At 39.7% G+C, this 26,700-nt stretch carries 28 protein-coding genes; 10 read left to right on the top strand and 18 right to left on the bottom strand.

All coding sequences use genetic code 11. The features are described 5' to 3' along the window. Nucleotides 1–85 precede the first annotated feature (85 nt). Nucleotides 86–730 (top strand): tRNA (adenosine(37)-N6)-threonylcarbamoyltransferase complex dimerization subunit type 1 TsaB, encoded by a 645-nt coding sequence (gene tsaB / locus VB691_RS21090; protein ID WP_323293495.1) that lies wholly within the window; start codon nt 86–88, stop codon nt 728–730. Nucleotides 731–748: 18 nt separating this feature from the next. Here the strand turns inward: tsaB and VB691_RS21085 are convergent, their stop codons facing one another. Next, nucleotides 749–1,900: a glycosyltransferase family 4 protein gene (locus tag VB691_RS21085; RefSeq protein ID WP_323293494.1), complete on the bottom strand. Its 1,152-nt coding sequence runs from the start codon at nt 1,898–1,900 to the stop codon at nt 749–751. Between the two features lie 199 nt (nt 1,901–2,099). Further along, nucleotides 2,100–2,567, bottom strand: a complete 468-nt coding sequence (locus VB691_RS21080) for a DUF29 domain-containing protein (protein WP_323293493.1) — start codon at nt 2,565–2,567, stop codon at nt 2,100–2,102. A 224-nt stretch (nt 2,568–2,791) separates the two neighbouring features. Here VB691_RS21080 and VB691_RS21075 point away from each other — a divergent pair, with 224 nt between their 5' ends. Continuing rightward, nucleotides 2,792–3,370: a CHRD domain-containing protein gene (locus tag VB691_RS21075; protein ID WP_323293492.1), complete on the top strand. Its 579-nt coding sequence runs from the start codon at nt 2,792–2,794 to the stop codon at nt 3,368–3,370. Here VB691_RS21075 and accC read toward each other — a convergent pair. Further along, the gene (gene accC, locus VB691_RS21070) at nt 3,365–4,732 is read right to left on the bottom strand and encodes an acetyl-CoA carboxylase biotin carboxylase subunit (protein WP_323293491.1); all 1,368 of its coding nucleotides are present in this window, start codon (nt 4,730–4,732) and stop codon (nt 3,365–3,367) included. The genes VB691_RS21075 and accC overlap by 6 nt on opposite strands. Before the next feature lie 443 nt (nt 4,733–5,175). On the opposite strand from accC, the gene VB691_RS21065 reads away from it, so the two are divergent. The 3 genes from VB691_RS21065 (at nt 5,176) to VB691_RS21055 (ending at nt 7,891) form a co-directional block, all read left to right on the top strand. Further along, nucleotides 5,176–6,048: a choice-of-anchor N protein gene (locus tag VB691_RS21065; RefSeq protein WP_323293490.1), complete on the top strand. Its 873-nt coding sequence runs from the start codon at nt 5,176–5,178 to the stop codon at nt 6,046–6,048. Between the two features lie 303 nt (nt 6,049–6,351). Beyond that, the gene (locus tag VB691_RS21060) at nt 6,352–7,245 is read left to right on the top strand and encodes an AEC family transporter (RefSeq protein WP_323293489.1); all 894 of its coding nucleotides are present in this window, start codon (nt 6,352–6,354) and stop codon (nt 7,243–7,245) included. A gap of 52 nt (nt 7,246–7,297) precedes the next feature. Beyond that, the gene (locus tag VB691_RS21055; protein WP_323293488.1) at nt 7,298–7,891 is read left to right on the top strand and encodes a nitroreductase family protein; all 594 of its coding nucleotides are present in this window, start codon (nt 7,298–7,300) and stop codon (nt 7,889–7,891) included. An 88-nt stretch (nt 7,892–7,979) separates the two neighbouring features. Here VB691_RS21055 and VB691_RS21050 read toward each other — a convergent pair whose 3' ends face one another. Beyond that, on the bottom strand, nt 7,980–8,435 hold the full coding sequence (locus tag VB691_RS21050; RefSeq protein ID WP_323293487.1) for a hypothetical protein: 456 nt from the start codon (nt 8,433–8,435) through the stop codon (nt 7,980–7,982). Nucleotides 8,436–8,605: 170 nt separating this feature from the next. On the opposite strand from VB691_RS21050, the gene cobS reads away from it, so the two are divergent. Next, complete coding sequence (gene cobS / locus VB691_RS21045; protein ID WP_323293486.1) at nt 8,606–9,391, top strand: adenosylcobinamide-GDP ribazoletransferase; 786 nt, start codon at nt 8,606–8,608, stop codon at nt 9,389–9,391. Here cobS and VB691_RS21040 read toward each other — a convergent pair. Beyond that, nucleotides 9,381–9,839, bottom strand: a complete 459-nt coding sequence (locus VB691_RS21040; RefSeq protein ID WP_323293485.1) for a PPC domain-containing protein — start codon at nt 9,837–9,839, stop codon at nt 9,381–9,383. The genes cobS and VB691_RS21040 overlap by 11 nt on opposite strands. Nucleotides 9,840–10,025: 186 nt before the next feature. Here VB691_RS21040 and VB691_RS21035 point away from each other — a divergent pair, with 186 nt between their 5' ends. Together VB691_RS21035 and VB691_RS21030 are read left to right on the top strand one after the other, a co-directional pair. After that, on the top strand, nt 10,026–10,529 hold the full coding sequence (locus tag VB691_RS21035; protein ID WP_323293484.1) for a hypothetical protein: 504 nt from the start codon (nt 10,026–10,028) through the stop codon (nt 10,527–10,529). A 132-nt stretch (nt 10,530–10,661) separates the two neighbouring features. After that, nucleotides 10,662–12,482: a penicillin-binding protein 2 gene (locus tag VB691_RS21030; RefSeq protein WP_323293483.1), complete on the top strand. Its 1,821-nt coding sequence runs from the start codon at nt 10,662–10,664 to the stop codon at nt 12,480–12,482. Between the two features lie 23 nt (nt 12,483–12,505). On the opposite strand, the gene aroQ is transcribed toward VB691_RS21030, so the two are convergent. The 7 genes from aroQ to VB691_RS20995 form a co-directional block, all read right to left on the bottom strand. Further along, a complete protein-coding gene (gene aroQ / locus VB691_RS21025; RefSeq protein WP_323293502.1) occupies nt 12,506–12,958 on the bottom strand; it encodes a type II 3-dehydroquinate dehydratase in 453 nt (150 codons plus the stop codon). Nucleotides 12,959–12,989: 31 nt separating this feature from the next. Further along, a complete protein-coding gene (locus VB691_RS21020) occupies nt 12,990–13,127 on the bottom strand; it encodes a hypothetical protein (RefSeq protein WP_323293482.1) in 138 nt (45 codons plus the stop codon). A gap of 539 nt (nt 13,128–13,666) precedes the next feature. Further along, on the bottom strand, nt 13,667–13,909 hold the full coding sequence (locus VB691_RS21015; protein WP_323293481.1) for a DUF4926 domain-containing protein: 243 nt from the start codon (nt 13,907–13,909) through the stop codon (nt 13,667–13,669). After that, complete coding sequence (locus VB691_RS21010) at nt 13,906–14,241, bottom strand: DUF6883 domain-containing protein (RefSeq protein ID WP_323293480.1); 336 nt, start codon at nt 14,239–14,241, stop codon at nt 13,906–13,908. Before VB691_RS21010 ends, VB691_RS21015 begins: the two co-directional genes overlap by 4 nt. Nucleotides 14,242–14,518: 277 nt before the next feature. Beyond that, the gene (locus tag VB691_RS21005) at nt 14,519–16,828 is read right to left on the bottom strand and encodes a ribonucleoside-diphosphate reductase subunit alpha (RefSeq protein WP_323293501.1); all 2,310 of its coding nucleotides are present in this window, start codon (nt 16,826–16,828) and stop codon (nt 14,519–14,521) included. Between the two features lie 355 nt (nt 16,829–17,183). After that, a complete protein-coding gene (locus VB691_RS21000) occupies nt 17,184–17,999 on the bottom strand; it encodes a TIGR03943 family putative permease subunit (protein ID WP_323293479.1) in 816 nt (271 codons plus the stop codon). A 36-nt stretch (nt 18,000–18,035) separates the two neighbouring features. Next, entirely contained in the window at nt 18,036–19,073 is a 1,038-nt protein-coding gene (locus VB691_RS20995) for a permease (protein WP_323293478.1), read from the bottom strand. 396 nt (nt 19,074–19,469) lie between these two features. Between VB691_RS20995 and VB691_RS20990 the strand changes: the two genes are divergently transcribed. Further along, nucleotides 19,470–20,186: a Crp/Fnr family transcriptional regulator gene (locus VB691_RS20990; protein WP_323293477.1), complete on the top strand. Its 717-nt coding sequence runs from the start codon at nt 19,470–19,472 to the stop codon at nt 20,184–20,186. A gap of 230 nt (nt 20,187–20,416) precedes the next feature. Beyond that, nucleotides 20,417–20,785, top strand: coding sequence for a hypothetical protein (locus VB691_RS20985; RefSeq protein WP_323293476.1), 369 nt, complete (start codon nt 20,417–20,419; stop codon nt 20,783–20,785). Here the strand turns inward: VB691_RS20985 and VB691_RS20980 are convergent. From VB691_RS20980 to VB691_RS20955, 6 genes are all read right to left on the bottom strand, one after another. Then, nucleotides 20,782–21,492, bottom strand: coding sequence for a Crp/Fnr family transcriptional regulator (locus tag VB691_RS20980; RefSeq protein WP_323293475.1), 711 nt, complete (start codon nt 21,490–21,492; stop codon nt 20,782–20,784). The two genes, VB691_RS20985 and VB691_RS20980, sit on opposite strands and share 4 nt — an antisense overlap. 287 nt (nt 21,493–21,779) lie before the next feature. Then, nucleotides 21,780–23,036, bottom strand: coding sequence for a precorrin-6y C5,15-methyltransferase (decarboxylating) subunit CbiE (gene cbiE, locus VB691_RS20975; protein WP_323293474.1), 1,257 nt, complete (start codon nt 23,034–23,036; stop codon nt 21,780–21,782). Nucleotides 23,037–23,038: 2 nt separating this feature from the next. After that, nucleotides 23,039–24,478 (bottom strand): hypothetical protein, encoded by a 1,440-nt coding sequence (locus VB691_RS20970; RefSeq protein ID WP_323293473.1) that lies wholly within the window; start codon nt 24,476–24,478, stop codon nt 23,039–23,041. A gap of 80 nt (nt 24,479–24,558) precedes the next feature. After that, the gene (locus VB691_RS20965; RefSeq protein WP_323293472.1) at nt 24,559–25,188 is read right to left on the bottom strand and encodes a cobalt-precorrin-8X methylmutase; all 630 of its coding nucleotides are present in this window, start codon (nt 25,186–25,188) and stop codon (nt 24,559–24,561) included. Nucleotides 25,189–25,399: 211 nt separating this feature from the next. Further along, complete coding sequence (locus VB691_RS20960) at nt 25,400–25,873, bottom strand: globin domain-containing protein (protein ID WP_323293471.1); 474 nt, start codon at nt 25,871–25,873, stop codon at nt 25,400–25,402. After that, on the bottom strand, nt 25,822–26,673 hold the full coding sequence (locus VB691_RS20955) for a LysM peptidoglycan-binding domain-containing M23 family metallopeptidase (RefSeq protein ID WP_416245392.1): 852 nt from the start codon (nt 26,671–26,673) through the stop codon (nt 25,822–25,824). Before VB691_RS20955 ends, VB691_RS20960 begins: the two co-directional genes overlap by 52 nt. Nucleotides 26,674–26,700: the final 27 nt, after the last annotated feature.

Raw genomic sequence — 26,700 nt, 5'->3', positions numbered from 1 at the left:
GTCTTGGAAGCCCACACTGTACTTGGTACTCCAAGTCAGTGATGGGAGTTGTCACGCTCTGAGTTCTTAAGGCTTCTTCTTAATTATGACTTCTCTTAATTCTCCTCTTTATGGTTTGGCTTTACATACAACCAGTTCTCAACTAGGATTGAGTCTGAGTGACTTTGCTCAAGAAACTTATACAAAAACTTGGGAAGTTGATCGAGAATTATCAAATTATTTACATCAATATTTATTAGATTTTATTGCCCCGAAAACTTGGCAAGATTTCAAGTTTATTGCCGTAGCTAAAGGCCCCGGAAGTTTCACCAGTACCCGTATTGGCATGGTAACGGCGCGAACTCTATCCCAACAATTAAATATTCCTCTGTTTGGGGTTTCTACTTTAGCTGCTTTCGCTTGGTTTCATCAAGATAAATATGATATTAATGACCCTATTCCCGTACAAATGAAAGCATCAAGGGGTCAATTATATGGGGCAATTTATACAAAAAATACTGAGGGTAATAGTTTAAATAGTCTTTTAGTAGATACTGTTATGATGCCGGAAGAATGGGAGAAAAAGTTACAGGATTTACAAATTTTTAGTCAACCTTTAATCACTCCATCAGCATTAGGAATGACAGCTAATAGTGTATTAAAATTAGCTAATCATGACTGGCAACAGGGAAAACGCCCCCATTGGTCAGAAGCAATACCTTTTTATGGAATGTCTGTTGTTACTAATTAAAACATTCAAAGCAACAGATTATTTGCTCTTAGAAAAAGCAGGAAAATTCGGTTTCTTTAAAACTTGCTCATATAACTTTTCAACCTGTGAAATATTATTCGTCAAAGAATAACGTTCTAAAACCCGTTGTCTCGCTTTTTGTCCCAACAATTGGGTAATTTCGCTATGCTCTCTAAATAGAGGTAATAGGGTTTTTAATTGAGTTGTCACTCCTTGGGTATTTAACACTACACCGGCCCCATCTTCTAACACTTCTCCGTCGGCCCCCGCATCTGTAGCAATACAAGCTACACCACAGGCCATGGCTTCTAATAAAGACAAAGATAACCCTTCCACCAAAGAAGGCAAAATAAAGACATCAGCGGCCCGTAAAATATCAATACGCCGTTGTTCATCCGCAATAAAACCTAACCAATGAATGCCATATTCCCGGCCATAAAAAGGTTCTAAAGAGGATTTTAGGGGGCCATCCCCCACAATTAATAATTTACTATCCCGGCCTATATTGGTATGTTTCCACGCCTTCAGTAACGCTTCTACATTCTTTTCTGTGGCAATTCGTCCCACATAGACAAATAAACGCTTCGCCTTAACCTGAGACTTCACATAAGAAACCCCAGGAGAATATTTAATCAAATCAACCCCATTGGGAATTACAGCTAATCTTTCTTCAGGAACCCCCAATTTCATCAATAATTCTTGTTGGAGACGAGAAAAAACGATGACCTGATCATAATTAGCCAAAAAAGGCGCATAAAGCTGATAAGTTAAAAATTGGGTACTTGACTTAAGATTCCGCAACTTGCTGTCAAATGGTGGATGAAACGTGGCAATGAGGGGTAAATTTAGGGTCTGACAAATTTCAGGCAGTCGGAAATCTAGGGTAGATAAAGTTAAAGACGCATGAACAATATCAGGTTTTAATTTGGCCAAAGCATCCATCAAAACCTTACTGGATTTCGGGGTGGGGATAGTGTAAACCTGAGATTTGTAGAGAAAAGGTAAGAAAACCTCTGGACAGTCGGGCCGGTTAGTCTGATGGGAATCTTCTTCGGAAAAATGAAGAAAACTGACCTTATACCCATGATCTAGAAGGGCGTTAGTCACTTCCCGACCATAGGTCACATTTCCACAAAAAGGGGATTTTTTCCCTAGCCAAGCGATGTGCATTCAGATATAAAGACAAATGGTTATAACGAACTGATTAATTGTAAATTAGCTTTAATTGTATGAATAAAAGGATGAGACAGATTAGGCAATTTGTCAATTGCTCTCATCGGTTTTTTGATTCAACCGGACAACTCAGCTACCAATCATCGGGGAAAGTCCTCTAGATCTATTCTCAGACTAAGATAGCATGAGTTAACGATTATAGCCCGTAGAAATCCTCATCGAGAATCTGCTCAATGGAAAAAGGACAGATCAGAGGATACTCGCTTTCTTCTGGCACCCGCACCCCAAACTTCCCCAACTTCCCTTGCTTAATCGCCAGTTTCCGACCTTGTGGATAAGCTTTGGCGATCGCCTCTCTAAGAAAACTCTGGAGTGAAGGCGTATCTACCAAATTATTGAGAACTCGCTGACGATGTTCAACCACTGAACTATACCAACTGCCCTTCATACTATCAGGTACATCATGCGGAACCGTCAATTTGAGTAAATGTGCTAACAAAATCATGAGATTGCTTCTCAGTGCATTTTTTTCCGATTTACCCAAATCAACTAACTCCTCAATCAAATTCTCAATATCCAAGGACTCAAATTCACGATTTTTTAATTGACTAATCGTTTGCTCAATCCAAAGTTGCAGATCGTAATCGTATAGCGTGTTAGACATTCCTCAGATCTACTCCTAGCCATCAAACCTTATTAGCTCTCTATTTTACTATTAATGTTCTGGGCTATAAATTACTCGCAAAAATTATTAACCCTTGAAAATTGTTCGAGACTGTTGTTAGAATTCTGAAAAAATCATTGTCAATTCAAACAAGATTTTTCCCTGCTCTCAAACAACTTCATTTTATTAAGGATAGATTTACTGTGAAAGGTTTATTGTCAACCATGTTTCTTGCAGTCACGATAGTGGCAATAGTCCCCGTAAGTCAGGCACAGGCAGCAACAACGGTCTTTGCTGCGAACCTGGCCGGCTCAAACGAGTCCCCACCTGTTGCCTCTGCGGGGACGGGAACAGCCATTGTTACCCTTGATGACATTGCCAACACGATGCGCGTTCAAGTGACCTTTAGTGGACTAACAGGAAACACAACTGCTGCTCATATCCACAGTGCTACAGCCGTACCTGGTGTCGGTAATATTGGGGTTGCGACACCAGTTCCTACCTTTCCTAGCTTTCCATTAGGTGTGACTAGCGGAACCTATGACCAACTTTTTGATATGACGCTGGCATCCTCTTACAACCCTACTTTCATCACGAACAACGGTGGCACCACGGCAAATGCCCAGATTGCTCTTTTTGACGGGATTAAGTCGGGTCGTGCTTACCTGAATCTTCATACGACTGCCTCCCCTAGTGGTGAAATCCGAGGGTTTTTTGTATCTGTACCAGAACCAACTTCTGTCCTCAGTCTTCTTGCTCTCGGAACTCTTGGGCTAGTCTCAACCCTAAAACGCAAACTATAGCAGTACATTTTTTGATTGATTCATAACGTGTTCTTCCACAAAATTTGTATAAACATCCCCTGCTAAAAAGGCGGGGGTTTCTAATACCCGTCGATGGAAATCAATGGTGGTGGGAATGCCTGTAATAGCACATTCTCTTAAAGCCCGTTTCATGCGTTTTATGGCTGTATGACGATCAGGCCCCCACACAATTAACTTACCAATCAAAGAATCATAATAGGGGGGAATTTCATAATCTGTATAAACATGAGAGTCCATTCTTACTCCTGGGCCACCTGGCGGCAGATAACCGCTAATTTTGCCTGGATGGGGTCTAAAATTGAGGTCAGGATCTTCGGCATTGATCCGACATTCGATCGCATGGCCTTTTAATTGCACTTCATGTTGTTTTAACTGTAATCGTTCCCCTTGGGCAATGCGAATTTGTTCTGTAATTAAATCTAAGCCTGTAATCATTTCCGTCACAGGATGTTCGACTTGGATACGGGTATTCATTTCCATAAAATAGAAATTCCCCTTATTATCCACCAAAAACTCGACGGTTCCTGCTCCCACATAATCAATAGACTTGGCCGCTTTAACTGCCGCTTTGCCCATTTTGTCCCGTAATTGGGGCGTTAGAAAGGGGCTAGGGGCTTCTTCTAACAGCTTCTGGTGACGACGCTGAATCGAACAATCTCTTTCCCCTAAATGAATTACATTGCCATAACTATCAGCTAAAATTTGAAACTCAATATGACGGGGACGTTCAATAAACTTTTCTAAATAAACCCCAGCATTACCAAAGGCCGCTTCTGCTTCTCCTTGGGCCGCATGAAACAGACGAGAAAACTCGCTTTCTTCCATTACCAGGCGCATTCCTCGTCCACCACCCCCCGCAGTGGCTTTAATCATTACAGGATAGCCAATATCACGGGCAATAGTTAGGGCTTCTTGTTCACTGCCAATTAGTCCCCAGCTTCCAGGTACCGTCGGAACTCCGGCTTTTTGCATGGTTTTTTTGGCGGTAGATTTGTCTCCCATGGAACGAATGGCATCAGGAGAGGGGCCAATAAAGGTAATTTGATGATCGGCGCAAATTTCGGCAAATCGCGCATTTTCTGCTAAAAATCCGTATCCTGGATGAATCGCGGTGGCGTTACGGGTGAGGGCCGCTGAGATGATATTGGGAATATTGAGGTAACTTTTACCGCTTGCTGGTGGGCCGATACACACGCTTTCATCGGCCAGTTGAACATGAAGTGCCTGACGGTCTATGGTAGAGTGGACGGCAACCGTCGCAATGCCGAGTTCCTCACAACTGTGTAAAATTCGTAAGGCGATCTCCCCGCGATTCGCAATCAGGATTTTGGAAAATTGCATCGTTTGACCCGTGCATAAACAGTGATAGTTATATAGGATATCTGGTTTTGTTCATTGAGAACCACGAGTTCCCATCCTGCTTGTTGACAGGGCCACTCATTGACGAACTATTTTGGATTTTGGATTGGGGATTTTAGATTAAAGACAAGCCCCTGACTTTCAAGCAGAGGATAATCCACAATCTAAAATAGAATTGACCGAGAAATAATGTCCAAAATTGTCTAATTTTTTTCTTGGTTTAAGTTATTCCAAAGTTTATATAAAGTTTGTGTAGAGTAAATTTCTGGCAAAATTATTCGACAAATATGTAGCATTTTAAAAAGCCATTAGTTATACTAGCGAATGTTACCAGTGAAAACACGCAGCCTTAACCAAATCTTTTGATTTACCTAGGCTTTCAATCGCGGTTAACACTTAAGAAAATACCGTTAGGAGTACAAAACATGAAAAAACTATTTTCAACTTTAGTGGCGGCTTCTCAGCCTCTCTCATCCGTTTTAGCCACTGGTGCTGCCCTGACTGCCAGTGTATTGGCATCTTCCGTATTCTCTCCCGCTTTCGCTGTTGGTCCTGCCTTGCAGTTGAATGTTACGGGCGGTACTTACCTCGGAGGTACGGAACAATCTGGCACTAATGTCAATGGTAGTGGTGGAACTATCAACCCATTTACCCTGAATGCTCTGTGTCAAAACGCAGGCGGAGGACCGAACCAAGTTTTATGTACTGCAAACAACTATTTTATTTCCATCGCCTTGCTTGATGTCAACATGAACCCTATTGGTGGTACATTGCCTAACTTTGGCTCTTTTGATTTTGGGACAACAACCTTCAATCAGACTAACCTTAGTCTATGGACTCAGGGAGGCCCCGCAGGGTTAGGGGGTCACGGTGTTTTTAACCCCGCTCCAGGCACTTGGTATACAGAAGTGCCGATCGGGATGTTTGCCACAAGTCCAAAGACGAACTCAGTTGACGTGGAACCTAACCCTGGATTCGATCCAACAATCAATAATTGTCCAAACACCGGCACCTGTGATATGTTCTACAAACAATTTGGGGTTAATATTGCTAACCTAAGCGATCAGTATAAGCTCCATTTTGACCTGTATCTTAAAGATGGTAATGGAAATGTGCCTAATGGTCCTGGTGATTTCGCTCCTTTCTCTCATGATGTCGTGTCTACCGTCGGTGGTGGTGGTGGTGGTAGTAATCCCACTGATCCAACTGATCCAACTGATGTTCCAGAACCCTCAACCCTCTTAGGATTAATCGCTTTTGGCACATTAATCGCTGGTTCTTCTCTTAAGCGCAAATAATTTATCCTTGGGGAAAATCTTCCCCTTAGAATCCCATTTTCAGGACTAACGTACAGTTGCGTGAGTCCTATTTTTTTCACTAAAAATTAGTATTCAAGTATCAGTTGAGTCATTTATTTTCGGCAGAAAAGATTAAACTGTCAGAAGGCTGTTTCATTTTCCCTGATGCTTCACCCTAAAGGGTTCAGCTATAATCTCAAAACCCGCCTTCGCGGGCTTGGTTTGTATAACCCCAGTCTTTAGACTGAGGGAATTTGAAAAAATGAAACAACCCTGGGTTAGTTATTATCAATTAAGGATAAAATGACCATCCTTTTACCTGCGATTATTCCTGTTGCGTTTATTATTTTTATTGGCTTTATTGCGGGTAAAACCCTCAAGCTTCAACAACAAACCCTCTCCCAATTAACTGTATATATTTTAGCTCCTGCTTTAGTAGCAGATAGTTTATATACAACAACTATGTCCGCCGAAAGTGCTGCTAAATTATTGTTAGGAGTATTTATTATTGCTTCTGTGCTTTATTTATTAGTCTTAGGCGTTAGTTATTGGTTTAATTTATCATCCCTAATTCGTAAAAGTTTAATTGCGACGACTTTACATCCTAATAATGGCAATATGGGACTCTCTTTAGTGGATTTTGCCCTCGGTTCTGGGGGCTTAGATCGCGCTATTATTTATATGATTGGTTCCAGTATTTTGTTATTTGGCATCACCCCCGCTATTTTAGCAGGTACAAGTTTAAAACATAGCTTAGGTGTGGTTTTCAAATTGCCTTTAATTTGGGCAATGATAGCAGGTTTAATCCTTAGAGTCTTACAAATCAAATTACCCTTTAACTTAGGTGAAGGTTTACACTTATTGGGAGTAGCGGCAATTCCTATTGCTTTATTAATTCTCGGAATGCAGCTTGCTGATACTCGTTTTAAGGTCAGAAAATTTGAATTTGCTTCTCTCAATTTACGCCTAATTATCGCCCCTATAATCGCTTTATTAATTGGTAAATTGATTAATTTAGACAGCTTAGACTTACAAGTTTTGATCCTACAAAGTGCCATGCCAACCGCCGTTAATACCTTGGTTTTAGTAACAGAATTTGGTGGAGATCCGCCTCTGGTTGCTCGGACAATTGTGGTCACAACTTTGCTAAGTTTTTTGACCTTACCTATGGTATTATGGTTGTCAACTAACCTATAAATACTGTAAAATTTGTCTAGATTCAAAAAGCTGTCAAACTTGAGGTATAAAGATGGAAAAACCTGCTCAAAATCAATACCCCCTCCATGAATTAATTAAACAGCGTTGGAGTCCTTTAGCTTTTAATTCTCGTCCCGTTGAACCCGAAAAAATTGGCAGTTTATTAGAAGCTGCTAGATGGGCTGCTTCTTGTTATAATGATCAACCTTGGTTTTTTATTATCGCTACCCAAGACAACCCCAAAGAATTTGAAAAACTGCTTAATTGTCTGGTAGAAGGTAACAAAAAATGGGCAAAAGATGCGCCTATTTTAATGATTTCTGTGGCTAGATTATCCTTTAAACATAATAATAAATCTAATCGTCATGCCCTTCATGATGTAGGTTTAGCGATGGGAAATTTAACCTTACAGGCTCAATCTTTAGGGTTATTTTTGCATCAAATGGGAGGATTTGATGGAGAAAAAGCCAAAGAAATCTATCACATTCCTGAAAATTATGAACCCGTTGCTGCGATCGCCATTGGTTATCCTGGCAATGTAAATCAATTAGAATCAGATTTACAAGAGAGAGAATTATCCCCCCGAAATCGTAAACCCTTAGAAGAATTTGTCTTTCAGGATGATTGGGGAAATGCTTACTTTTAAACAATAAATAAGCAAAAGTGCTTCTCCCAAGAGAAGGGTAGAAGCACTTAACAGAGGAATCAAACAACAATTTTGACACCAAAAGAACTCAGAAAGGACAATCATCCTCATCATCTAATTGCATATCCCATTTAGCAGCTAAAACTTGAGTTACCATTGCTTCCAAAGCAGCAGCATCAAGGTTAGAATTACTGTCTGGTATTGGAGAAGAATGGGTAACAGGAATCAGCCGTAAACGGCGGTTATCCTGAATTAAATCAAAATAGGCTGTTTGAGTGTCTGACTGCTGAAGCTGTAGATAATCGAAACTTTGAACATTGAGATAAAGAGAACGATTCGCTACAATAGTTGCTTGATGGGGATCACTAAAAACTTCAACAATCCACCCCTCTCCTTCACTCTGTAATTGTCCATCAAGGGTGTGAATATAACGCACCCGTCCGAGATCGTTAAGGATACGTTTGATATCTTCGGCATTAATAATAATCCCAAAGTCAATAATGCAGGGAGCGGGAAATGGCTGTGAGGTATGGTCGTGACTCATAAGAAATTACCTTCAAGCGCGACTATCTAGGCCAGTCTGGAGTTAAGATCCCTGGTCTTCGATTGGCCTGTAAGAGTGATTAGGGCTATGACATAATATTAACCTAATATTCCCTGGGGATTTCCTAAACTTTGAATAAATTATCAATAAATTAAGTATCGTGAAGATTAATGCTCAAAAAAATTCAGAACAAATTTATTGATTCCTTAACATCTCTGTTAGGGGCGATTACTTTTTATACAATTCTGCCCTTACCTCCCCATTGGCCCCTAAAATTTCAACGCCTGGCCCGTTGGGCCCCCCTCATTGGCTTAGGATTAGGGGGTTGTTTAGGATTAGGGGATGAACTCCTAAAATTGGTCGGGTTTCCTGTCGGGGTAAGGAGTGCATTAATTATTCTCTTGGGCATTGCCATCACCGGGGGATTGCATTTAGATGGGGTTATAGATAGTGCCGATGGTTTAGCCGTTACCGATCGCCAAAAACGGTTAATTGTCATGCAAGATAGCGTGACTGGGGCCTTTGGCGTGATGGCAGGAGTGAGCGTTATCGCCTTAAAAATCATCGCCTTGGGGGAAATATCTGACTATCGTTGGTGGGGTTTAATGGTGGTAGCAGGATGGGGAAGATGGGGACAAGTAAGCGCGATCGCCTTTTATCCCTATCTCAAACCCACCGGAAAAGGGGCCTTTCATAAACAACAAATCCGTCTCCCCCAAGATCTCTTTTGGGGGTTTTTTCTGCTATGGGGGATGAGTGGACTATTAACCTGGTTAAACCCTGATTTATGGGGGTTAGGGGCAACGATAGGACTAATGGGAACCGCGATCGCCTTGGGGGTTGGCGCATGGTTTAATCAGCGTTTAGGGGGTCATACAGGGGATACCTACGGTGCCGTAGTAGAATGGACAGAAACCCTAATTTTATGTGTGTTAACCCTGGGGTTTAGCGAGTGACAGGGCGTAACCGCGTCACCTTTAAGCGAAAATTGCCCCCTCCCGTTTCCCCAAAGGCCCGGACACGGATGATATATTTGCCAGTTTCCGTAATGCGAGAAAATAACAGAGAATTGGTACTCCCATCAGGGCCATCATCATTTTCGGCGATGGTTGTGCCATCTTCTCCGATCAATAAAATAACACTATCAAATTCCTCTGACATGAGATCAATGGCCACTTGATCTCCCTGTTCGAGATCTACCAGATAATCCTTAGCAAATCCCCCTTCTCCCGTAGGAATATCCTGAACAGTCAGGCGATCTGAGACTTCTGCATCAGATTTGAGAGGAATTGGATTATAAAGTCGTTGCTGTCCTCGGACTGGTAAGGCCGTGAATCCCAAAACTAAAGAAAATAAAGCGATCGCCAGGCCACGAAAGGAAGATTTACCAAACAAATAGCTCATAAAATCTATAACATGATGCGTAAACGGACTCCATTATAATCACAAGTCCCTAGGAGAATAATAACCCCAGATGCAACTTAGTCTTAGATCTGCCCGTCTACTCCAACCAAACGCTCTTAAGATTCTCATCGGAATCGTTTCATTAAATTCAATTTAAAATCGGAAAAGTTCTTACTTGAGGAGATTATGACTGCTGCACGCGATTACTCACCCACACCATCCCGTTCCCGTTCATCCCGTCGAAGAAGACTCTCGGCCCCATCTAATGCTTCTCAGTCTTCCCCTCGTCCTTCCCAGGTAACTCCCCTCCCCCAAACCTCTCAACAACTCCCCTTAGCACTCCAATTTCTCTTATTAGTGCAGAAAAGTTCCACCACTATTACCTGTTGTTTAGTGATGATCACCCTGGCCGTCTATGGTTGGACGGTTTATGCACCCACCCTTTGGACAAAAGAATTTTCCAAACTCAAAACCTTACAACGCAACGAACGTCAACTTGCCTCGACAAATGAAACCTTAAAGCATAAAATGGCACAACAAGCGGAACAACCTGGCTCTGGTTTAACTGAACCGAACCCCAATCAATCCCTGTTTCTGTCCCCGGCTGAGGTTCCTAAGACAAGTGTTCCTGTCACCCCCACTTCAACCGAAGCAGAACCCCTAATGCCAGATTCTCCCATTGCCTATTAATCGGGAGAGGGGAAATCGGCAATCGGAGGAGTTGGCTCAGTTACAATAGGCGAAACCATTGAAGTCTATTTATTCCTAACTTCTTACTTCTACCTTAAACCTTCATTCCTACTCCCCACACCTGAACAGGCCATGCGTAACTCTCGGTTTAAACAACGTTCTAGTCGTTCAAACAGTCCATCTTCTCCCAAATCTGTCCCTAGGGGTCGTTTCTCGCGTCGTATTGGGACTAAAACCCAATCCTCCAAAAAAAACCAACCTACTCCCTTACCAAAATTTCGCTTATTAATGGTTTGGGGAGTGCTTGCTTTGGCCATGTTGGGTTTAAGTTGGAAAATTTATCAGTTACAAATTGTTCAATCTCAAGAGTTAAAAGAAAAGGCCCGTTCACAACAAACTGTTAATATTCGCCCCTATATTCCCCGACGTTCTATTATTGATAGTGAAAATAATATTTTAGCAACCGATCGCCTCGAATATATTCTTTATGTCCATCCGATTCAATTTAAACTGACTCAAGCAGAAGTGGCTGCTAAATTAAGTCCTATTTTAGAAGATAAAACCCCACAACAAATCATAGAAAGATTTAAAGAGCGTAAAACAGGAATTCCTATCGCACGGGGGTTAGCGGAAGGAGTTGCTGAGCGGCTTAAGGCCCTAAAACTAGATGGGGTAGAAGTCAATGAAACCTATCGCCGCTTTTATCCTCAAGAAAATGTGATGGCCGATGTGGTGGGTTTTGTGGATAATGAACGACAGGGCCAAGCGGGAATTGAATTGAGTCAGGAAAAGCTGTTAGAACGGGATTTAATGAGTCTTTATGTGCAAAGAACTGCTTTGGGTTCTATTATGCCCACTTCTCTCCCTTCTGACTTACTTAAATCCAATGATTGGCGGGTACAATTAACTATTGATATGCGCTTACAAAGGTCTGTCCGTTCTGCCCTACAGCAACAATTAAAGAAATTTAATGCTAAACGAGGGGCAGTCATTGTGATGGATGCAACGGATGGTTCTTTGTTATCTTTAGTCTGTGAACCGACTTTTGATCCTAATCAATTTTATAAGTCTAAGGTAGAATTGTTAAAAAATTGGACAGTGAGTGACCTTTATGAACCAGGTTCGACTTTTAAACCTCTTAATATTGCCTTGGCCCTAGAAGCAGGGGTAATTGAACCGAATACGGTTATTTTTGATTCGGGTTTGGTGACAGTTGATGGCTGGAATATTTTCAACGCATCTAAGACAGGAAACGGCTCTATTAATATTGCTGAGGTGTTACAAACCTCTAGTAATGTGGCTATGGTTCAGATCATGCGAAGGTTGAATAAAGAAGATTATTATAAACGCTTACAAAAGCTAGAAATTAATCAAAAAACAGAGATTGATTTACCTGGGGAAGTATCAGGAAGATTAAAAAATAAGGATATATTTATGAGTCAGGGTATTGAAGTAGCAACCGCCTCTTTTGGTCAAGGTTTTTCTTTAACACCCATGAAGTTAGTACAATTACATGGGGCTTTGGCCAATGGGGGTAAATTGGTGACTCCTCATTTAGTCAAGGGCTTAGTTGATGTGGAAGGAACACTACACTGGAAACCGAATTATGAGACGAAACAAATTATCTCCCCGAAAGTGACAAAAGAAGTCGTGGAAATGATGGAAACTGTGGTTAATACCGGGTCAGGGAAAGCGGCGAAAATTCCTGGTTATCGTATTGGTGGCAAAACTGGAACCGCCCAAAAAGCTGGCCCGAGAGGGGGTTATTTGCCTAATGCCAAGATTACCAGTTTTGTCTCAATTTTGCCGATAGAGTCCCCTAAATACGTGGTCTTGGTGGTGGTGGATGAACCGCAAGGGGGCAATACCTATGGGTCAACGGTGGCCGCCCCTGTGGCTAAGTTGGTGATTGATACGTTAATTTCTTTGAAGGGAATTCCCCCCTCGAAATAACATGGCCCAGTTAAGCCATCACCTCATTCGGAATCCTTGGTAAGATGATGATGTAAGGCCTGAAGTCCTAACACATAGCTTTGGGGGCCAAATCCACTGATCTGTCCAATAGCTACCGATGCTAGATAGGAATGATGGCGGAAAGACTCTCGCTGATAAATATTGCTCAGGTGGACTTCAACCGTGGGAATTTTCACCCCCAACAGGGCATCTCGTAGAGCAATACTCGTATGGGTATAGGCTCCCGCATTGATTAAAATTCCCAAATGCTTGCCCCAGGCACCATGAATGGCATCAACTAAGACTCCTTCATGGTTTGATTGCATCGTCGTTAAACTGACGTTTAACTCCTTTGCTATCTCCGTCAAACGGCTATTAATCTCATCCAGGGTTAGAGAACCATATAGACCAGGTTCTCGCCTTCCCAACAGATTCAGATTAGGGCCATGAAGCACTAGAATACTTAACGGTTTCAACCCTTTGTTCGACACGAGGAACTTCTCAACTTTAGCGACGACGTTGGCGGTCATTCACGGGAATTGGAATTAACTCTGGTTCGGGTTCCGCTTGCGGCCCTAACAATGTCTCAATGAGTTTTTGGGCCCATTCTTTCAATTTTTCGAGAACTTTTTCCAAATAGTCCATCAGACAGACGGCTCCTCTGATACGGTGGCTTTTCTATGACGGCCTATCACTGCTAGAACAGATACAAACATTATTTTGTATCTATCGTTACGATATCAGTTATTAGCAATGACAAACTTACGTAATCAACGAGTTTATATATATGTTAAGTATAGCATAAGGTTTCTGAAGATGGGCAAAAATTCGGGATTTTCTTGCTCGTCCTTAACTTCTCCCTCACCTCTAACCCTTTGTTTATCTGCAATATTGTGCATCTGGAAAGAACATTTTCCCTTCAAGTAAGCACATTACAGGTATAAAATTTGGCTAATCCTACCGTTACTATCATTCATTAATATACAAAAAAGTAGTATGGTTTGTCAACCCCTTGCTCTCGTTTCTTAATGAGAATATTTATCATGATATTTGTTCGTGATGAACATTTTTGAGGTATTTTGTATTGAATGTTGCAGTTTTGGATGCTAAAAATAATATTTAAAATACAAATATGTTACAAGCAAATTGATTGTCAAATATGATGGGACATTAAAATAATTACTTTAAGCTGATTCTAAAACTCTAACATGAAGCACTTCATTATTCATTAAAGACTCAATTTGTGATTCAGCAACAGTAACAACAGCAATAGTGTCTCCCACAGCATTAAAAACTTCAAGACTATAACCATCTTCTCCATTTTTAACGGGATGATATTCGACAATGGTTGCTACATCTCCTCGACATAATTTATAGTTTGGTAAATCTTCTTTTAAGGCGATTCTTGAAAATAGTTCAAATTTCATGATTTAATTGACCGATTAGGATAAAGGGTAATAAACTTAGTTTGTCCAGAATCAAATTCTATCATCCATATTGTAACAATTTCTAGACTGACTCCATTTAAACCTGTCAAAGTTCCTCTAATTTCGTATTTATCCCCAAAACGATCTGTTTCTGTGTAAACAGCATCTAAAAGCAGAATTTGTTCCCTTAAATCTCTTTGTAGTTGTTTGGCAGTAGTTATTGTATATCCTGCTTTTGCCAAGAATTTAGATTTATCATCCTCAGCTTTCCAACGCAGTAAATATTGAGTTATCTTAGCTTCAGCAATAATAGTCTCTTTAGGCAATTTCATGTTTTTTTAGACAATTCTAAGATTGCCCATTATAGTAAACATAAGACATGATGTTTGGTTTCATCCCCTTCGACTATCGCTCAGGAAACCGCCTCAACCCAACCTACAATATCTGCGATCACTGACACATTTAAAAGCGAAATTGTACCGAAAAAATTTCTCTATCTGAGGGATCAAATGATAATTCTAACAATATAATCATTTTTCTATATCATAACTCTAAATTGTTTTCATTACCTCTTATACCATAGAGTGGGCAAAATGCCCACCCTACCGATTAATTTGCACAAGCAGTACAACTATTATCAGACTCTTTAAAATCGTCTTTTTGTACCGTTCTGACGTAATAAATCGCCTTACAACCTTCTTTCCAAGCTAACATCAAACTATCAAAAATATCCTTAGCGGTTAAACAACGTTCGGGTTCATTCGGGAAGTAAACACCTTGATTCAAATTAAACAACAATTCCATAGAAATGCCTGTATCTATCCACTGTTGAATTGTTGCTACTGCTTTGACGACTTTTTGTTGATCTAAGGTCTTATTTTCAGGATAAAACCAAAATGAATCATTAATAAATGGGGGGGCAATGGGAACTGTACCTTTGGCCCATTTATCATAGAAGAAACGACTATAAACAGGGAGAATACTTGCTGTACATCCTTGCACTAATGAGGAGGAAGTATTAGGGGCGATCGCCGTAATATGGGAGTTACGAATGCCATGAGTTTTAATGTCTTCTGATAAGGTTAACCAACGCTCTTTTTGATGGGCATTTTCTAAGAACCATTCTACAGGTTTTGACCCAATTAATTTACCTTTACTCCAATCACTTCCAGCAAAGGCATTATAAGGACCTCTTTCTTTTGATAACTCCATAGAAGTTTGAGTACACCAATAACCCACTTCTTCAAATAATTGGCTAATTTCTGTTAAGTTATCATAGGTTAAACGCCTTTTAGCTAACCAGTCTGCTAACCCCATTGCTCCAACGCCAATCGTACGATATCGATTATTATGATTCTTCGCATCTTCAAAGGGAGGGTTAGTAATATCAATGGTATTATCGAGAATACGAACCGCTATGTTACATAAATAATCAATTTCTTGATCCTCAATATTAGCTAAATTAAGACTTACGAGGTTGCAGCAGTGGCTTTCTTGTCCTGGGGTAACATTTGAGAAGCTCTCAGTGCAAAGGTTAACACCAGGAATATAACCGACGTGCTTATTAGGATTTGCCAGATTTATAGTATCTTTAAAGGCTAAATAGGGCATACCTGTTTCTACTTGCGATCGCATGATTGTTTTAAACAATTCACGGGCATTCACTCGCTTATACAGGGTGATTTTTCTGCCTAATTCTGCCTCAATTAAGCGATAAGCTTCCTCAAACTTTACGCCCCATAATTCGGCTAATTCAATGCCTAAATTTTTACGAACTTCATAAGGATCAACTAATGTCCATTCCTGCTTATTTTCTACCCGACGCATGAATTCATCCGTCAAAATTAACTGCGGAAACACATCATAAGCTTTCCGTCTTTGGTCGCCATTTTCGGTCTGTATTTCCAAAAATTCTGGTACATCTAAATGCCAAATATCTACCCCAACGGTAACAGCCCCGGCCCGTCTTCCCCCTTGGTTAACGGCGATCGCAGTATCATTCAACAGTTTAATCCAAGGAATGACCCCACCAGAGGCGTTGGGTTTACCCATAACCGAACTTCCCGTGGCCCGAATACGACTAACATTGACCCCCACACCTCCGCCATTTTTAGAGATTCTAGCGGTGTTGGTAATCTCTTCAAAAATGCTCTCTAAGCTGTCATCAACCGACAAAATAAAGCAACTGGTCAACGACCCCCCTGGAACCCGTAAATTAGCTAAAATTGGGGTGGCTAGGGACACTTTACGACTGGCAATGGCCTCGTAAAAACGCCGCGCCCAAGGGAGACGATTTTCGGGGGTTTCTACCATCGCTAATAATAAAGCGCAGGTTAAGATTGCTTCTTGGGGGAGTTCTTGGGGTAACAAGTAGCGACTGGTGAGAAGAACGGCCCCAGCATAGTCATAGTCAGTATCCCAGTCAGAATTAATCCAGGAACCCGCTTCCTGTAATTCTGTCTTAGAATAGGTTAAGAGGCGTTGATCGTAGCTTCCATCCTCTACCTTAGTCCTGGCAGTTGTTTCATAATTCCCGTATTGATAACCGCGACTGACTAGGGTATCTTTCCAAAGACTCCAAATATGCAGTCTTCCCGCCACATAACGCCAGTCTGGTTCTTCGGGACTACACATTTCCAAAGCGCAGTTAATTAGGTTATCCTGGATCTCCCTGGTGGTGATGCCATGACGTAAACGGGTGGTTAATCCGGCTTCTAATGCAATTGTATTAACTTCTTTACCAGCACAGGCCCAGTCTACTACTGCCCGAATTTTACCGATATTGAGGGCAGTCCAAGAACTATCCCGTCGGATCACTTGAATTTTACTCGTTCCTAGCTGTGAAGGGTTGCCAGAATGAGGGGTGTGGGTGTCTCCAAGATGGGTTTGATGGGGGGAAGTTAAAACTGTCGGCTGCATCATTTACACTGCTAGGACTAAGGGTAAAAAACTAATAGTTTTGTACTGAAAAAATAACTAAATTTGTGCCAATTAAAATTAGGACACTTTTCGTTTATACCACAGATATGGTGTAATGTCCCGTTAAATTTTGGAATGTTTACTCTATATGTGGGATATTAGGATAGCTTTTTTTTTAAGTAATGGTTGTGATTTGGAATACATTACATAACTTATCAAATAGCGTTTTGGTAGAGTCAATTCATTAATTGACCCTACGGGTAGTGCTGGTGTGTAGATAGCTGAGGTTAAACTTATTACTTATTACTTAACACTTATCACTTCTGAAAAAACCTGTCCCGACTGACTTCTAAGTTTAATATCCATAGGGATCATCAGGAGTGGGAATGGTGGTTATGGAATCAGCAGATAACACTAATTGACGTTTTTCTGTGGGGGTTTCTTGCATGGTTTGGCTATCAATAGCAAGGGTTTCTGTCATCATTTCTCCTTCTATTTCTAACCATGTATCTGCTGGATAGTTACTGCGATCGCGGTCTAATTTTACGGGCAGGCCGACGGGATAAGCATCTACGGCACAACAAGTCAAGATGAAACGACTTAAAAATATATAATTTTCGGGGAGAATGGGAGAATGTACTACAAATCCGGTAACTTTGGCTTTTTGTCCCTGGTAAGCGTCGGGTTCAGGATAAGCATTGAGGGTTCTGATCCAGTCAATCAGCGATCGATCTTCTGGTTTCACGTTAGCACTAAAGCTTTCGGTTTGGGCTTGGGTGACGGGTAATGATTCAGAAATGCCTCGTTGTAGGGCTACTTGACTGTTAAAAACGACGGGAGGGATAATAAACCCGGCTACTGCCGTGATAATTAAAAGGCTACTGCCCCACCCTGGAGGAAATAGGGTGATATGTTGTACCGTTTCCCCGTTATTAGATTTTTTTTGTAAGTCTTTAAGCCATAGCCGCGCTTTAACTATGCCTAACAAAACTAACAAAATACTGGTGATGAAAACTAGCCAAAAGTAATTAGGATGGATCAGTAATCTTAATTGGCCACTGATCCAATATTTAAACAATAATGCGCCCCAAATCAAAATTGCCAGCACGTCTAACCCTGGCAACAGGCGTTTTAGCTTAAGGGAGGGTTTGAGTCTGGATAATAGATTCATGGGTAATTAATTTTTGATCTTTCTATCACAGCAATTCTAAAAGAAATAACTATGACATAAGACCAAGATAAAGGTTAATTGCGCTGCTAAAGCAAAAAGATACATGATCATTCGGGGTTTGAAAATTGACAGCATTAAACCAATGGCTTTAATGTCAATCATCGGCCCAAATACGAGAAACGCTAACAGAGAACTGGTGGTAAAGGTAGAGGCAAAAGATAAGGCAAAAAAAGAGTCAACTGTTGAACAGATAGAAACAATGGCCGCTAATAGCATCATTGCTATGATAGAACTAATGGTGCTTTGTCCCAAATTGAGAATGATTTCACGGGGAACAAATACCTGAAGACAAGCGGCGATCGCACTACCAATAATTAGCATTCCCCCTAATTCCCGTAATTCTTGGCTGACATTTTCTACAAATAGCCCTAACCGTTGGGTAAATTCCCCTGACTGGTTGCTAGATAAACTGAGGCCCCCGGCTGACATTTCTTCCATTTTTAAGGGTGTTCCTGCTGTACCCAGTAAAAATGTGCCTGACTGTAATAATACCGACTCGCTTTTAGCCTCATTTTTGTCAGGATAACGGGAAAATTTAGGACGACGGGAAATTGTGGTGATCCGTTGGGCTAATAATGGCTGTAACATGGGGCGGGGATCTTTTTGTACGCTGAAGATCCAACCAATGGTAATGGCGATCGCCAAGGAAAATACTACCCGAAAGACGACAATTTCTGGTTGATCTCGAAAGGCCACCCAGGTTGACCAAATTACAATAGGATTAATGGTAGGAGCCGCTAATAAAAAGCCAATGGCTGCTGAGTTGGGCATTCCCTGCATTAACAGTCGTCGCGCTACAGGCACGTTACCGCATTCACACACCGGAAAGAGAAACCCGATACAACTTCCGGCTACAGCCCCTAAGAAGGGATTTTTGGGCAGGATAGCAATTAATTTGCGCTCGTCAATAAAGATAAGTAAGGCACTGGAAAGGGATACCCCTAACAACAGAAAAGGGAAAGCTTCTACCAGCAGACTGAGAAACAAAGTAAAGGCGTTGTGTAGTTGAGTCATTAGATTATTGCCAGATCAGGCTGGTTAGAGTCTTTGACGTAATTTCGGCGGATAAAGATTCTGAATTAACTTAGGTTGATCCCTAACTTGTTTAATAATTCCTTAATATAACTTATTCCTTGTCCTAGTCTGTCCCGAAACAGGACTGAGCCTATGTCCAACTTAGTAATAATACCCGATTTTCCTCCTTATGTACGTTGGCGTACCGACAAAATGTTTTTTATAATAGGAGTATGTACGGGTATACCAAATAACAACTTGTACATTATGTATGGCTGTTGTTTTAGACTTTAGTTGTTCTCTTTCCCCTAATTATTGGTTCTTGATTAGAAATCCAATTAGGAGTTGTTTTCACAATGTTTAAAAGATGAAATCGGCAAAACTAGCCCAAAATTCGTGTCCCAAACCAAATCAAAATCCGGTAATCAACTTATTGATGCTTTACCCTTACAAGAATCTAGGCGATTAACGCCTTACTTCAAGCTGATGTATCTCGACAGTGGGACTATTTTGCACGAACCTGGAGAAATTCTTGAGTTTGCCTATTTCCCTATCGGGGCGATGATTTCCCTTGTGTCCATTATGGATAATGGCGCAACGACAGAAATGGGTTTAATTGGCAATGAAGGGTTTGTTGGTCTTCCAATTATTTTAGGGGGAGAGCAGACCATAAGTCGAGGCATTGTGCAAATGGATGGAGAGTCCTTGAAGATTAATGGTTCAATCTTAAAAAAAGAGTTTCAGCGAGGACTAGAATTACAAGCATTGTTGCTGATTTATACCCAAGCCCGATTAACTCAAGTGGCACAAACATCCGCTTGTAATCGCCAACATTCTATCAGACAGCGTCTCGCTCGTTGGTTGCTCTCAGTCTATGACTGTGTGCTTGAAGATGAGTTGCCCCTGACTCAAGAATTTATGGCGAATATGTTAGGTACAAGAAGGGCGGGGGTAACAAATGCGGCTAATGAATTACAAAATGCTGGTTTAATTAGTTATAGTCGGGGCAAAGTGCATATTCTTGATCGTAAGGGATTAGAAGAAAATGCCTGTGAATGCTATCGCGTAATTCAAAATGAGTATATTCGTTTACTTGGCTCGAAACGTGGTTAAAAGTAAATGTTAAGTTAAATTGGCTATGTACGATGCCGTACAGTGTTTTTTGCTATTTATCCCTACAATTAATTATGGGATAGTTGAACAAAAAACTTTACTTTATTAATGGTTTAAGACGCTTTCAGATGGTCAATTCTTTTTTGCCCATTTTACGCCAAACATTCTCATTCAACAGAATTTATCCTCATTTTATTCTGTTTATTAATTACTCAGGAGTCCCGAAGATTATGGCTTATGAAATTGTTAATTTAACCTCAATTCTTGTCCACAGAGAAATCGAAGATTTCTTAGCAGAATATCCTCCAGGACATCCCTATCAAGTCTTTTTTTCTCTTTCCTATTTTCGACAAAAGCTAATGGCTCATATCCTCAGCGAAATTCCGAATCGTCATACGGTTGTAGAGGATGTTCAGTCACTGTCAAATGGTAGTGATTATCTTCGTTTTTCTTTAGAAGAAAGACTCAAAATTGAAACCTTAATTGCCAAAGAAATTCCCTATATCTTGAATGAAGATTCTACCATCAGTTCTGTAAAAATTGTTGCCGAAAAAGCTCCAGTCAATCACAGTTTGATTTGGGAAGAAAATTACAATTAAACGTTTCCTAGTAACCGATGATAATCATTCTTAATCCAGTGATAACATTCACAAACGTGAGCTTCTAAACCTTGCCGATTGAGGATTGTAACTCGTCCCCGTTGATAATTAATCAGTCCTTGATTCTGCAATACTTGGGCTGCCTTTGTCACACTAGCACGACGCACACCCAACATTTGTGAAATAAAGATTTGGGTGAGAAATAACTCATCTTGTTCAACACAATCTTGTACTGATAATAACCAGCGACAAAATCTTTTCTGAATATCATGATGAGATTTACAGACAGCAATTTGCGCGATTTGATTTAATCGCACTTCGGTGTATAATAACAATAGTTTGTACAATGATTCTTTTTGCTGAAATTCTTGTATAAGAACTTCCGCATTAAGTTTCATAGCGGTACCAGCTACCTGTACAATCCCTAGATGGGCGGAATGATTTCCTCCCAAAATAATTGGTAATCCTACCATTCCTTCCTTACCAATCAAGCCGATTTCTGTTGTTGCATTGTCTGATAAAATAGAAACCAGAGAGATCATGGAAGAATTGGGGAAATACACCGATTCAATCTTTCCCTTGGGTTCATCCAGAATATAGCCTAGGGGAAGATCTGTTAATTCTAGGTAAGGGGCAATTCTTTGATATTCAACTTCAGGTAATGCTGCCAGTAATTGATTGTTGACACCGCGAGGGTTTTGAGTCATTTAGTTTTAAAGTGTTGGCTGACTTTACTGTCAGCAGGTTCGGAAATTTAACAGTTTTAAGTTGTTTCTGCCTAGGTAACTGTAGAGATGAATTACCTTAATACGGGAAATATTTCTTGTACTGAGATCTTGCACCTAGCTTGAAAAATCCGATTTTTTACCAAACAGTAACGAAGTAAATAGGGTTTCAGTCTTTAAAAATAGGGTTTTTGTAATTTTTAAATCATGGTGCAAGATTTCAGTTGTACATGGTTCATATATTCTATCACTAACTTAGCAAAATTGGGTCAATCCACAACGGGTTTCTTCCCTTGAATCAAAGTCACTGGATTTAAGGGAGAAAAGCGTGTTAAATTAGCAAGAGAAACTGAACGGGCTATGTGGAGATCGAGTAATTGATAATCCCAGCCCTTATTTTTTAACCAATTTAAGCTGATTCCTAAATTTTCTAAGGTTGCGACAGCAATAATTATCATACCTTGTTGGGTTAATTTTTGCTGACAAACTTCTAAAATATCAACTAGGTTGCCGCCACTTCCTCCAATAAATATCCGATCAGGGTTTGGTAAATTATTTAAGATATCAGGGGCTTTTCCTTGAATTGAAGTTATATTATTAACCTTAAATCTTTGGGAATTCTTATTGATTAAAGTAATTCCCATAGCTGTTTTTTCAACAGCATAAACTTGAGAAGTCGGACATAAACGAGCAATTTCTACCGAAACTGATCCCGTCCCCGCGCCAATATCCCAGATAATTTGGGGTGGTTTAAGACATAATTCTCCTAAAATAATCATCCTAATTTCTCGTTTTGTCATCAGTCCAGGACGATCTTCAAATGTTAAAAAATAGCGGTCTTCTATACCGAATAATGGTAATTTGTCAAGGGTAATTTTATCTAATTCAAGGGAATTTTTACGCAATAAAATTACTAGATTAAGAACAGCAAATTGATCGGGGTTGCTGGTAGATAAATCTTGGGGAGAAAAACAGGTTATTTTTTCTTTAGTATCTCCTAAGTTTTCGCATACCCAAATCTCATAATTGATCGGAATATTTAGACTTAAATAAAGACAGGCGATCGCTTGAGGGTTATTGATACTATCGGTGAGGACGGCAATTTTTTCAAGGCCCTGTTGTAAACTAGAGATTAACTCATCTAAATGACGACCATGACCACTAATAAGTTTAGCATCATGCCAAGGTATTTTAACACGACTAAAGGCTAATTGAAGACAACTGAGATGGGGATAAAATTCTAACTCTTGAGACTCAAAATGTTCTAAAAGTAATCTTCCTAAGCCAAAAAATAAGGGATCACCACTAACTAAAATAACAACTGATTGATCGGATTTATAAGTTTGTTTTAGACTGTTAATATCGGCCAAAAAATTGCTTGAAATTATTTTTTTTGCTGGATGGTTAGGGAAATAACTTAAATGGCGATCGCTTCCCAGTAATAAGTCAGCATCTTCGACAAGTTTTCGAGTATTTTCTATTAAGCTTTCTTGTCCATTTAAACCAATTCCAACGACGTTAATCATACTTAATTATTAGATTTTTTTTCTGCATTTTCAGAGGAAGAAACAGGTTTTGCTCCTGTATTACGAACATTAATGAATTTACCCAGTAACTCAAACCAAAATGACGATCCCATAGAAATTGCAACCCCACTAATTATCCATCCTGAAATCACAAAAAAAGCCTTTTTAATCAATGATAAAATACCTGTATTTAATTCCAGGTTACTACCCCATTGAGCTTGCAAATTATTCTGATCCCAACCGATAGGAAGAGATATTTTTTCTAAAGCAAGTTTTGTTTGTTCTTGAACACAATCTAAATCTTGACAACTCCTTTCTATAACAGAAGCATTTTCAACAATTGTACTTCGCAAAGCTCCATCTGTCGAGAGTCTATTAATGATGTGAAAACTATCAGCATTAACTGCAAAAGCAATGAAAAAACCTAGCAAAAAAGCAAATCCTTTTGCATTACGTTTATAGACTCCTGAAGCGCGTTCCATGGAATTATCAAACCACACTTCAAGTTCTTTAGAAAGCTGCTCAACATCTTCTTCTACTGTAGCTATTTCAGCTTGAGCGCGATAAGCAAGAGCAATAATACTGTCTTTTAAGGATGGGGGAATTTTGGTTAATTCTGCTTCAATTTTCTTAGCAATATCCTCGCCAAGTTCTTCTTTTAAATCATTAATTATTTTGTCCTTCACATGATTTTTTGCATCTAATAATTGAGCCAAATAAATTAAATTAAGCTTCATTTCTTTATAGAGAATATTAAACTCTTTCTCATCAAAAAAGATGTTTTTAATAGCAGCTATTTTTTGATCAAATAACTCTTGTTTTTCTGTATTAGGTGAGGATTGGTTATCAGCAATAAATTCATTAAATCTACTCTTAGCCCGCAGAAGACTGAGTTCTAAAGAATATTTTTTATTGTCAAAGTCTTTAGATATGTCTTCTAAGTTTTTATTGAAATTTTCTAATGCTTTTTCGTCTACTCCTTCAATTTTGCCCAGTCTCATAATTAATTTTTCTTGCAGTTTTTTAAACTTTAAACAACTAAATCTATGAGATAGTGTAGGGATTTTTAACTCTTCTAATAAAGTGACGGCAAAAGTTTTACAAGGAATATAAGAAGGGGCTGTATTTTGATCATTTACTTTTGAAAAAGGGCTAATAATTAATTTTAGTAAACCTGTGATTTTGTCTTTTGATTGATGATTAATACTTTTAATCAAAGGATTTTTATAAAGATTATCCACTAAGGCTTTAGTTTGTATTATATCTTCTTCCTCTTTAGAAGTTCCTAAGAAAAGATGTTCAATTGAGTTTTTGAGATGTTTAGCTCTCCATTGTAATAAAGTCGTAATGATTTCTTGAATTTCAGACGCAAATAAACTCAAGACTAAATAAATAAAAATTAAGCCGATCGCAATATCTAAAATTAAGGGAAGATTAAGCATTTTTCTCCGATGACTTACCCTAAATCATTATCTCAATAATAATCATAAATTAAAAATTTGCAAGTCAATTTAACATAAATTTACAGTAATGATTGCTTACTTTCCCACCCTAAAACTAATAAAGCATTAATAATAGCTGCTGCCACAGATGAGCCGCCTTTTCTTCCTTCTACTAGGATTTTAGGGACATCAATCTTTGTTAATGCTTGTTTAGATTCTAACACAGAAACAAAGCCCACAGGTGCGCCAATAATTAAGCTTGGTTTGCTATTTTTTGCTGTAATTTGTTGACACAAAGCAAGTAAAGCAGTGGGGGCATTTCCAATCACATAAATTCCATTAGGATAGGTTTCAAAACAAGTTAATAAACCTGTTTCTGTGCGGGTTTTTCCTGGTAAGGGTTGAGATGCTGCTTCAACAGCAGTTATGATGGGATTATTAAAGGTTTTTCTAACTAAATTAACAATACCTTGTTTTACCATTGTCACATCAGTAATAATAGGGGTTTTTTGTTGTAGGGAATTAATACCTGATTGAATTGCATCAGGACTAAATTTTAAGAGTTTTATAAAGTCAAAATCTGCCGTTGAATGGATGACACGACGAGCGATCGCATATTCTAATGAATTAAGATTATGTTCCCCTATTTCTTGATCAATAATGGCAAAACTTTGTTCAACAATGGGATGATTTAAGGAAGATTTAGTCATTAAATATACAACAAATTATTTTTCAAGTTGATTGGAGTACGCCATTAATTTGTAGAGGCATGGCATTAGTAACCTTACTCTTAAAACCATTAACTTATTATCGCCATGCCCTACGGTTTACATATCATACTGACTCGTAAAATGCTGTAATTAGAATCATGATGGTGAAATGTTTAGCAATGTACAATGGGTAAATATAATTAGCTTTGACTTAATGTTCTAATTTTTCTCTCAATTTTTGATCATCTTCTTGATAAATTGCTTGTTCTCGGTTAATAAAAACCTCAGCCAAAGCATAGTAAGCTTCCTCCCATGCTGCCATAATTTCTGGAGTAGCAGCATCTTGTAAAACATCCTTCATAGCAGCCAATAAAAACTTACCCACCACCGGATATTGTTCCGCAATAACCCGACTATTGGTGTGACGATGGGCAATATGTTCTACTGCTGCGGCCAACTCATCTAATTTATCAATATGAGTCGCATAAGCATAGACAGAAGCCGCTAATTGACCAGGTTGGGAACCCCCATCTAAATGCTGCATAAAACTGGTTTCAAAGCCTAACTTATATTCCGGGCGATCGCTGAACATCAACTCATACATTCTAATCGTAATTTCGGTGCCTTTTTCCTTTAAAACGGGGGCTGTTTTCTTAACAATTTCGATTGTTTTTTGACTAACCATTTGCTTAAATTCTCTTTAATAGATAAATGAGTCATAGGATCTTGTGCTACCCAGCCTACCGGAAACTTATAACGAACTTCAAAATGTAAATGAGGATTTAAGATATCAGGTCGTCCCGTTGCTCCCACATAGCCTAACACATCCCCCACTTTCACCGATTGACCCATTTTTGCAGCAAAACGACTCAAATGAGCATAGCGGGTTTGTCGTCCATTGCCATGATCAACAATCACTAAAAAGCCATAATTACCCTCTTGGGCAACAAATACCACCATTCCCCCATCTGCTGCTAAGACAGGAGTTCCCACCTCAGCTAAAAGATCAACTCCCCCATGAAAAAAATTTTGTCCCGTCGTCGGATCAGTATGCCATCCATAAGCAAGCCCAACTGGGGCCACAGCAGGCAAAGGATAGCCTCTCAACCCCGTATAATTATCCGGCCGAGCATTAGTCCTTGATTCCCAATTCACCCCTGGAATAAACACTACTTTCGGGGTTTTCACACAGCCATTAATCTCAAATAAAACATCGGCCCGAATACCATAAGCCTTAGCCAAATCATTCCAGGTTGCCCCATTAGGTACAGTCACCCGAATACCATTAAAAGGCGGAATTGAAAGAGACTGCCCCACTGTCATCGTTCCCCCCTGTAAACTCGAATTAAATTGAATTAAGGTTTGGGGCAATAAATTGTAAGTCTGGGCAATACTTTCAATAGTTTCCCCTGGGGCAATAATATGACGTTGTAAGCGGGATAAAGCAGGAGTCTGACAAATTTCTGACATTGGACTTTGGGCCATGACAGAAACAGAAGAAAATAAGGGAAC

This window comes from Crocosphaera sp. XPORK-15E (assembly GCF_034931425.1).
Taxonomy (GTDB): domain Bacteria; phylum Cyanobacteriota; class Cyanobacteriia; order Cyanobacteriales; family Microcystaceae; genus UHCC-0190.
The sequence above is the reverse complement of the archived record's forward strand: the minus strand, read 5'-3'. Positions and strand labels throughout refer to the sequence as shown.

Excerpts from the sequence above, each read along its gene's own strand:
- VB691_RS20955 (WP_416245392.1), bottom strand. The coding sequence starts at position 26,673 with ATGGCCCAAAGTCCAATGTCAGAAATTTGTCAGACTCCTGCTTTATCC.
- VB691_RS21040 (WP_323293485.1), bottom strand. The coding sequence starts at position 9,839 with ATGAGCTATTTGTTTGGTAAATCTTCCTTTCGTGGCCTGGCGATCGCT.
- VB691_RS21065 (WP_323293490.1), top strand. The coding sequence starts at position 5,176 with ATGAAAAAACTATTTTCAACTTTAGTGGCGGCTTCTCAGCCTCTCTCA.
- VB691_RS21000 (WP_323293479.1), bottom strand. The coding sequence starts at position 17,999 with ATGAATCTATTATCCAGACTCAAACCCTCCCTTAAGCTAAAACGCCTG.
- VB691_RS21035 (WP_323293484.1), top strand. The coding sequence starts at position 10,026 with ATGACTGCTGCACGCGATTACTCACCCACACCATCCCGTTCCCGTTCA.
- VB691_RS21080 (WP_323293493.1), bottom strand. The coding sequence starts at position 2,567 with ATGTCTAACACGCTATACGATTACGATCTGCAACTTTGGATTGAGCAA.
- VB691_RS20965 (WP_323293472.1), bottom strand. The coding sequence starts at position 25,188 with ATGACTAAATCTTCCTTAAATCATCCCATTGTTGAACAAAGTTTTGCC.
- tsaB (WP_323293495.1), top strand. The coding sequence starts at position 86 with ATGACTTCTCTTAATTCTCCTCTTTATGGTTTGGCTTTACATACAACC.
- VB691_RS20980 (WP_323293475.1), bottom strand. The coding sequence starts at position 21,492 with ATGACTCAAAACCCTCGCGGTGTCAACAATCAATTACTGGCAGCATTA.
- VB691_RS21075 (WP_323293492.1), top strand. The coding sequence starts at position 2,792 with ATGTTTCTTGCAGTCACGATAGTGGCAATAGTCCCCGTAAGTCAGGCA.
- VB691_RS21030 (WP_323293483.1), top strand. The coding sequence starts at position 10,662 with ATGCGTAACTCTCGGTTTAAACAACGTTCTAGTCGTTCAAACAGTCCA.
- VB691_RS21005 (WP_323293501.1), bottom strand. The coding sequence starts at position 16,828 with ATGCAGCCGACAGTTTTAACTTCCCCCCATCAAACCCATCTTGGAGAC.
- VB691_RS21015 (WP_323293481.1), bottom strand. The coding sequence starts at position 13,909 with ATGAAATTTGAACTATTTTCAAGAATCGCCTTAAAAGAAGATTTACCA.
- VB691_RS20960 (WP_323293471.1), bottom strand. The coding sequence starts at position 25,873 with ATGGTTAGTCAAAAAACAATCGAAATTGTTAAGAAAACAGCCCCCGTT.
- cbiE (WP_323293474.1), bottom strand. The coding sequence starts at position 23,036 with ATGATTAACGTCGTTGGAATTGGTTTAAATGGACAAGAAAGCTTAATA.
- VB691_RS21055 (WP_323293488.1), top strand. The coding sequence starts at position 7,298 with ATGGAAAAACCTGCTCAAAATCAATACCCCCTCCATGAATTAATTAAA.
- VB691_RS21085 (WP_323293494.1), bottom strand. The coding sequence starts at position 1,900 with ATGCACATCGCTTGGCTAGGGAAAAAATCCCCTTTTTGTGGAAATGTG.
- VB691_RS20970 (WP_323293473.1), bottom strand. The coding sequence starts at position 24,478 with ATGCTTAATCTTCCCTTAATTTTAGATATTGCGATCGGCTTAATTTTT.
- VB691_RS21060 (WP_323293489.1), top strand. The coding sequence starts at position 6,352 with ATGACCATCCTTTTACCTGCGATTATTCCTGTTGCGTTTATTATTTTT.
- VB691_RS20985 (WP_323293476.1), top strand. The coding sequence starts at position 20,417 with ATGGCTTATGAAATTGTTAATTTAACCTCAATTCTTGTCCACAGAGAA.
- accC (WP_323293491.1), bottom strand. The coding sequence starts at position 4,732 with ATGCAATTTTCCAAAATCCTGATTGCGAATCGCGGGGAGATCGCCTTA.
- VB691_RS20995 (WP_323293478.1), bottom strand. The coding sequence starts at position 19,073 with ATGACTCAACTACACAACGCCTTTACTTTGTTTCTCAGTCTGCTGGTA.
- VB691_RS21010 (WP_323293480.1), bottom strand. The coding sequence starts at position 14,241 with ATGAAATTGCCTAAAGAGACTATTATTGCTGAAGCTAAGATAACTCAA.
- VB691_RS21020 (WP_323293482.1), bottom strand. The coding sequence starts at position 13,127 with ATGGACTATTTGGAAAAAGTTCTCGAAAAATTGAAAGAATGGGCCCAA.
- cobS (WP_323293486.1), top strand. The coding sequence starts at position 8,606 with ATGCTCAAAAAAATTCAGAACAAATTTATTGATTCCTTAACATCTCTG.
- VB691_RS21050 (WP_323293487.1), bottom strand. The coding sequence starts at position 8,435 with ATGAGTCACGACCATACCTCACAGCCATTTCCCGCTCCCTGCATTATT.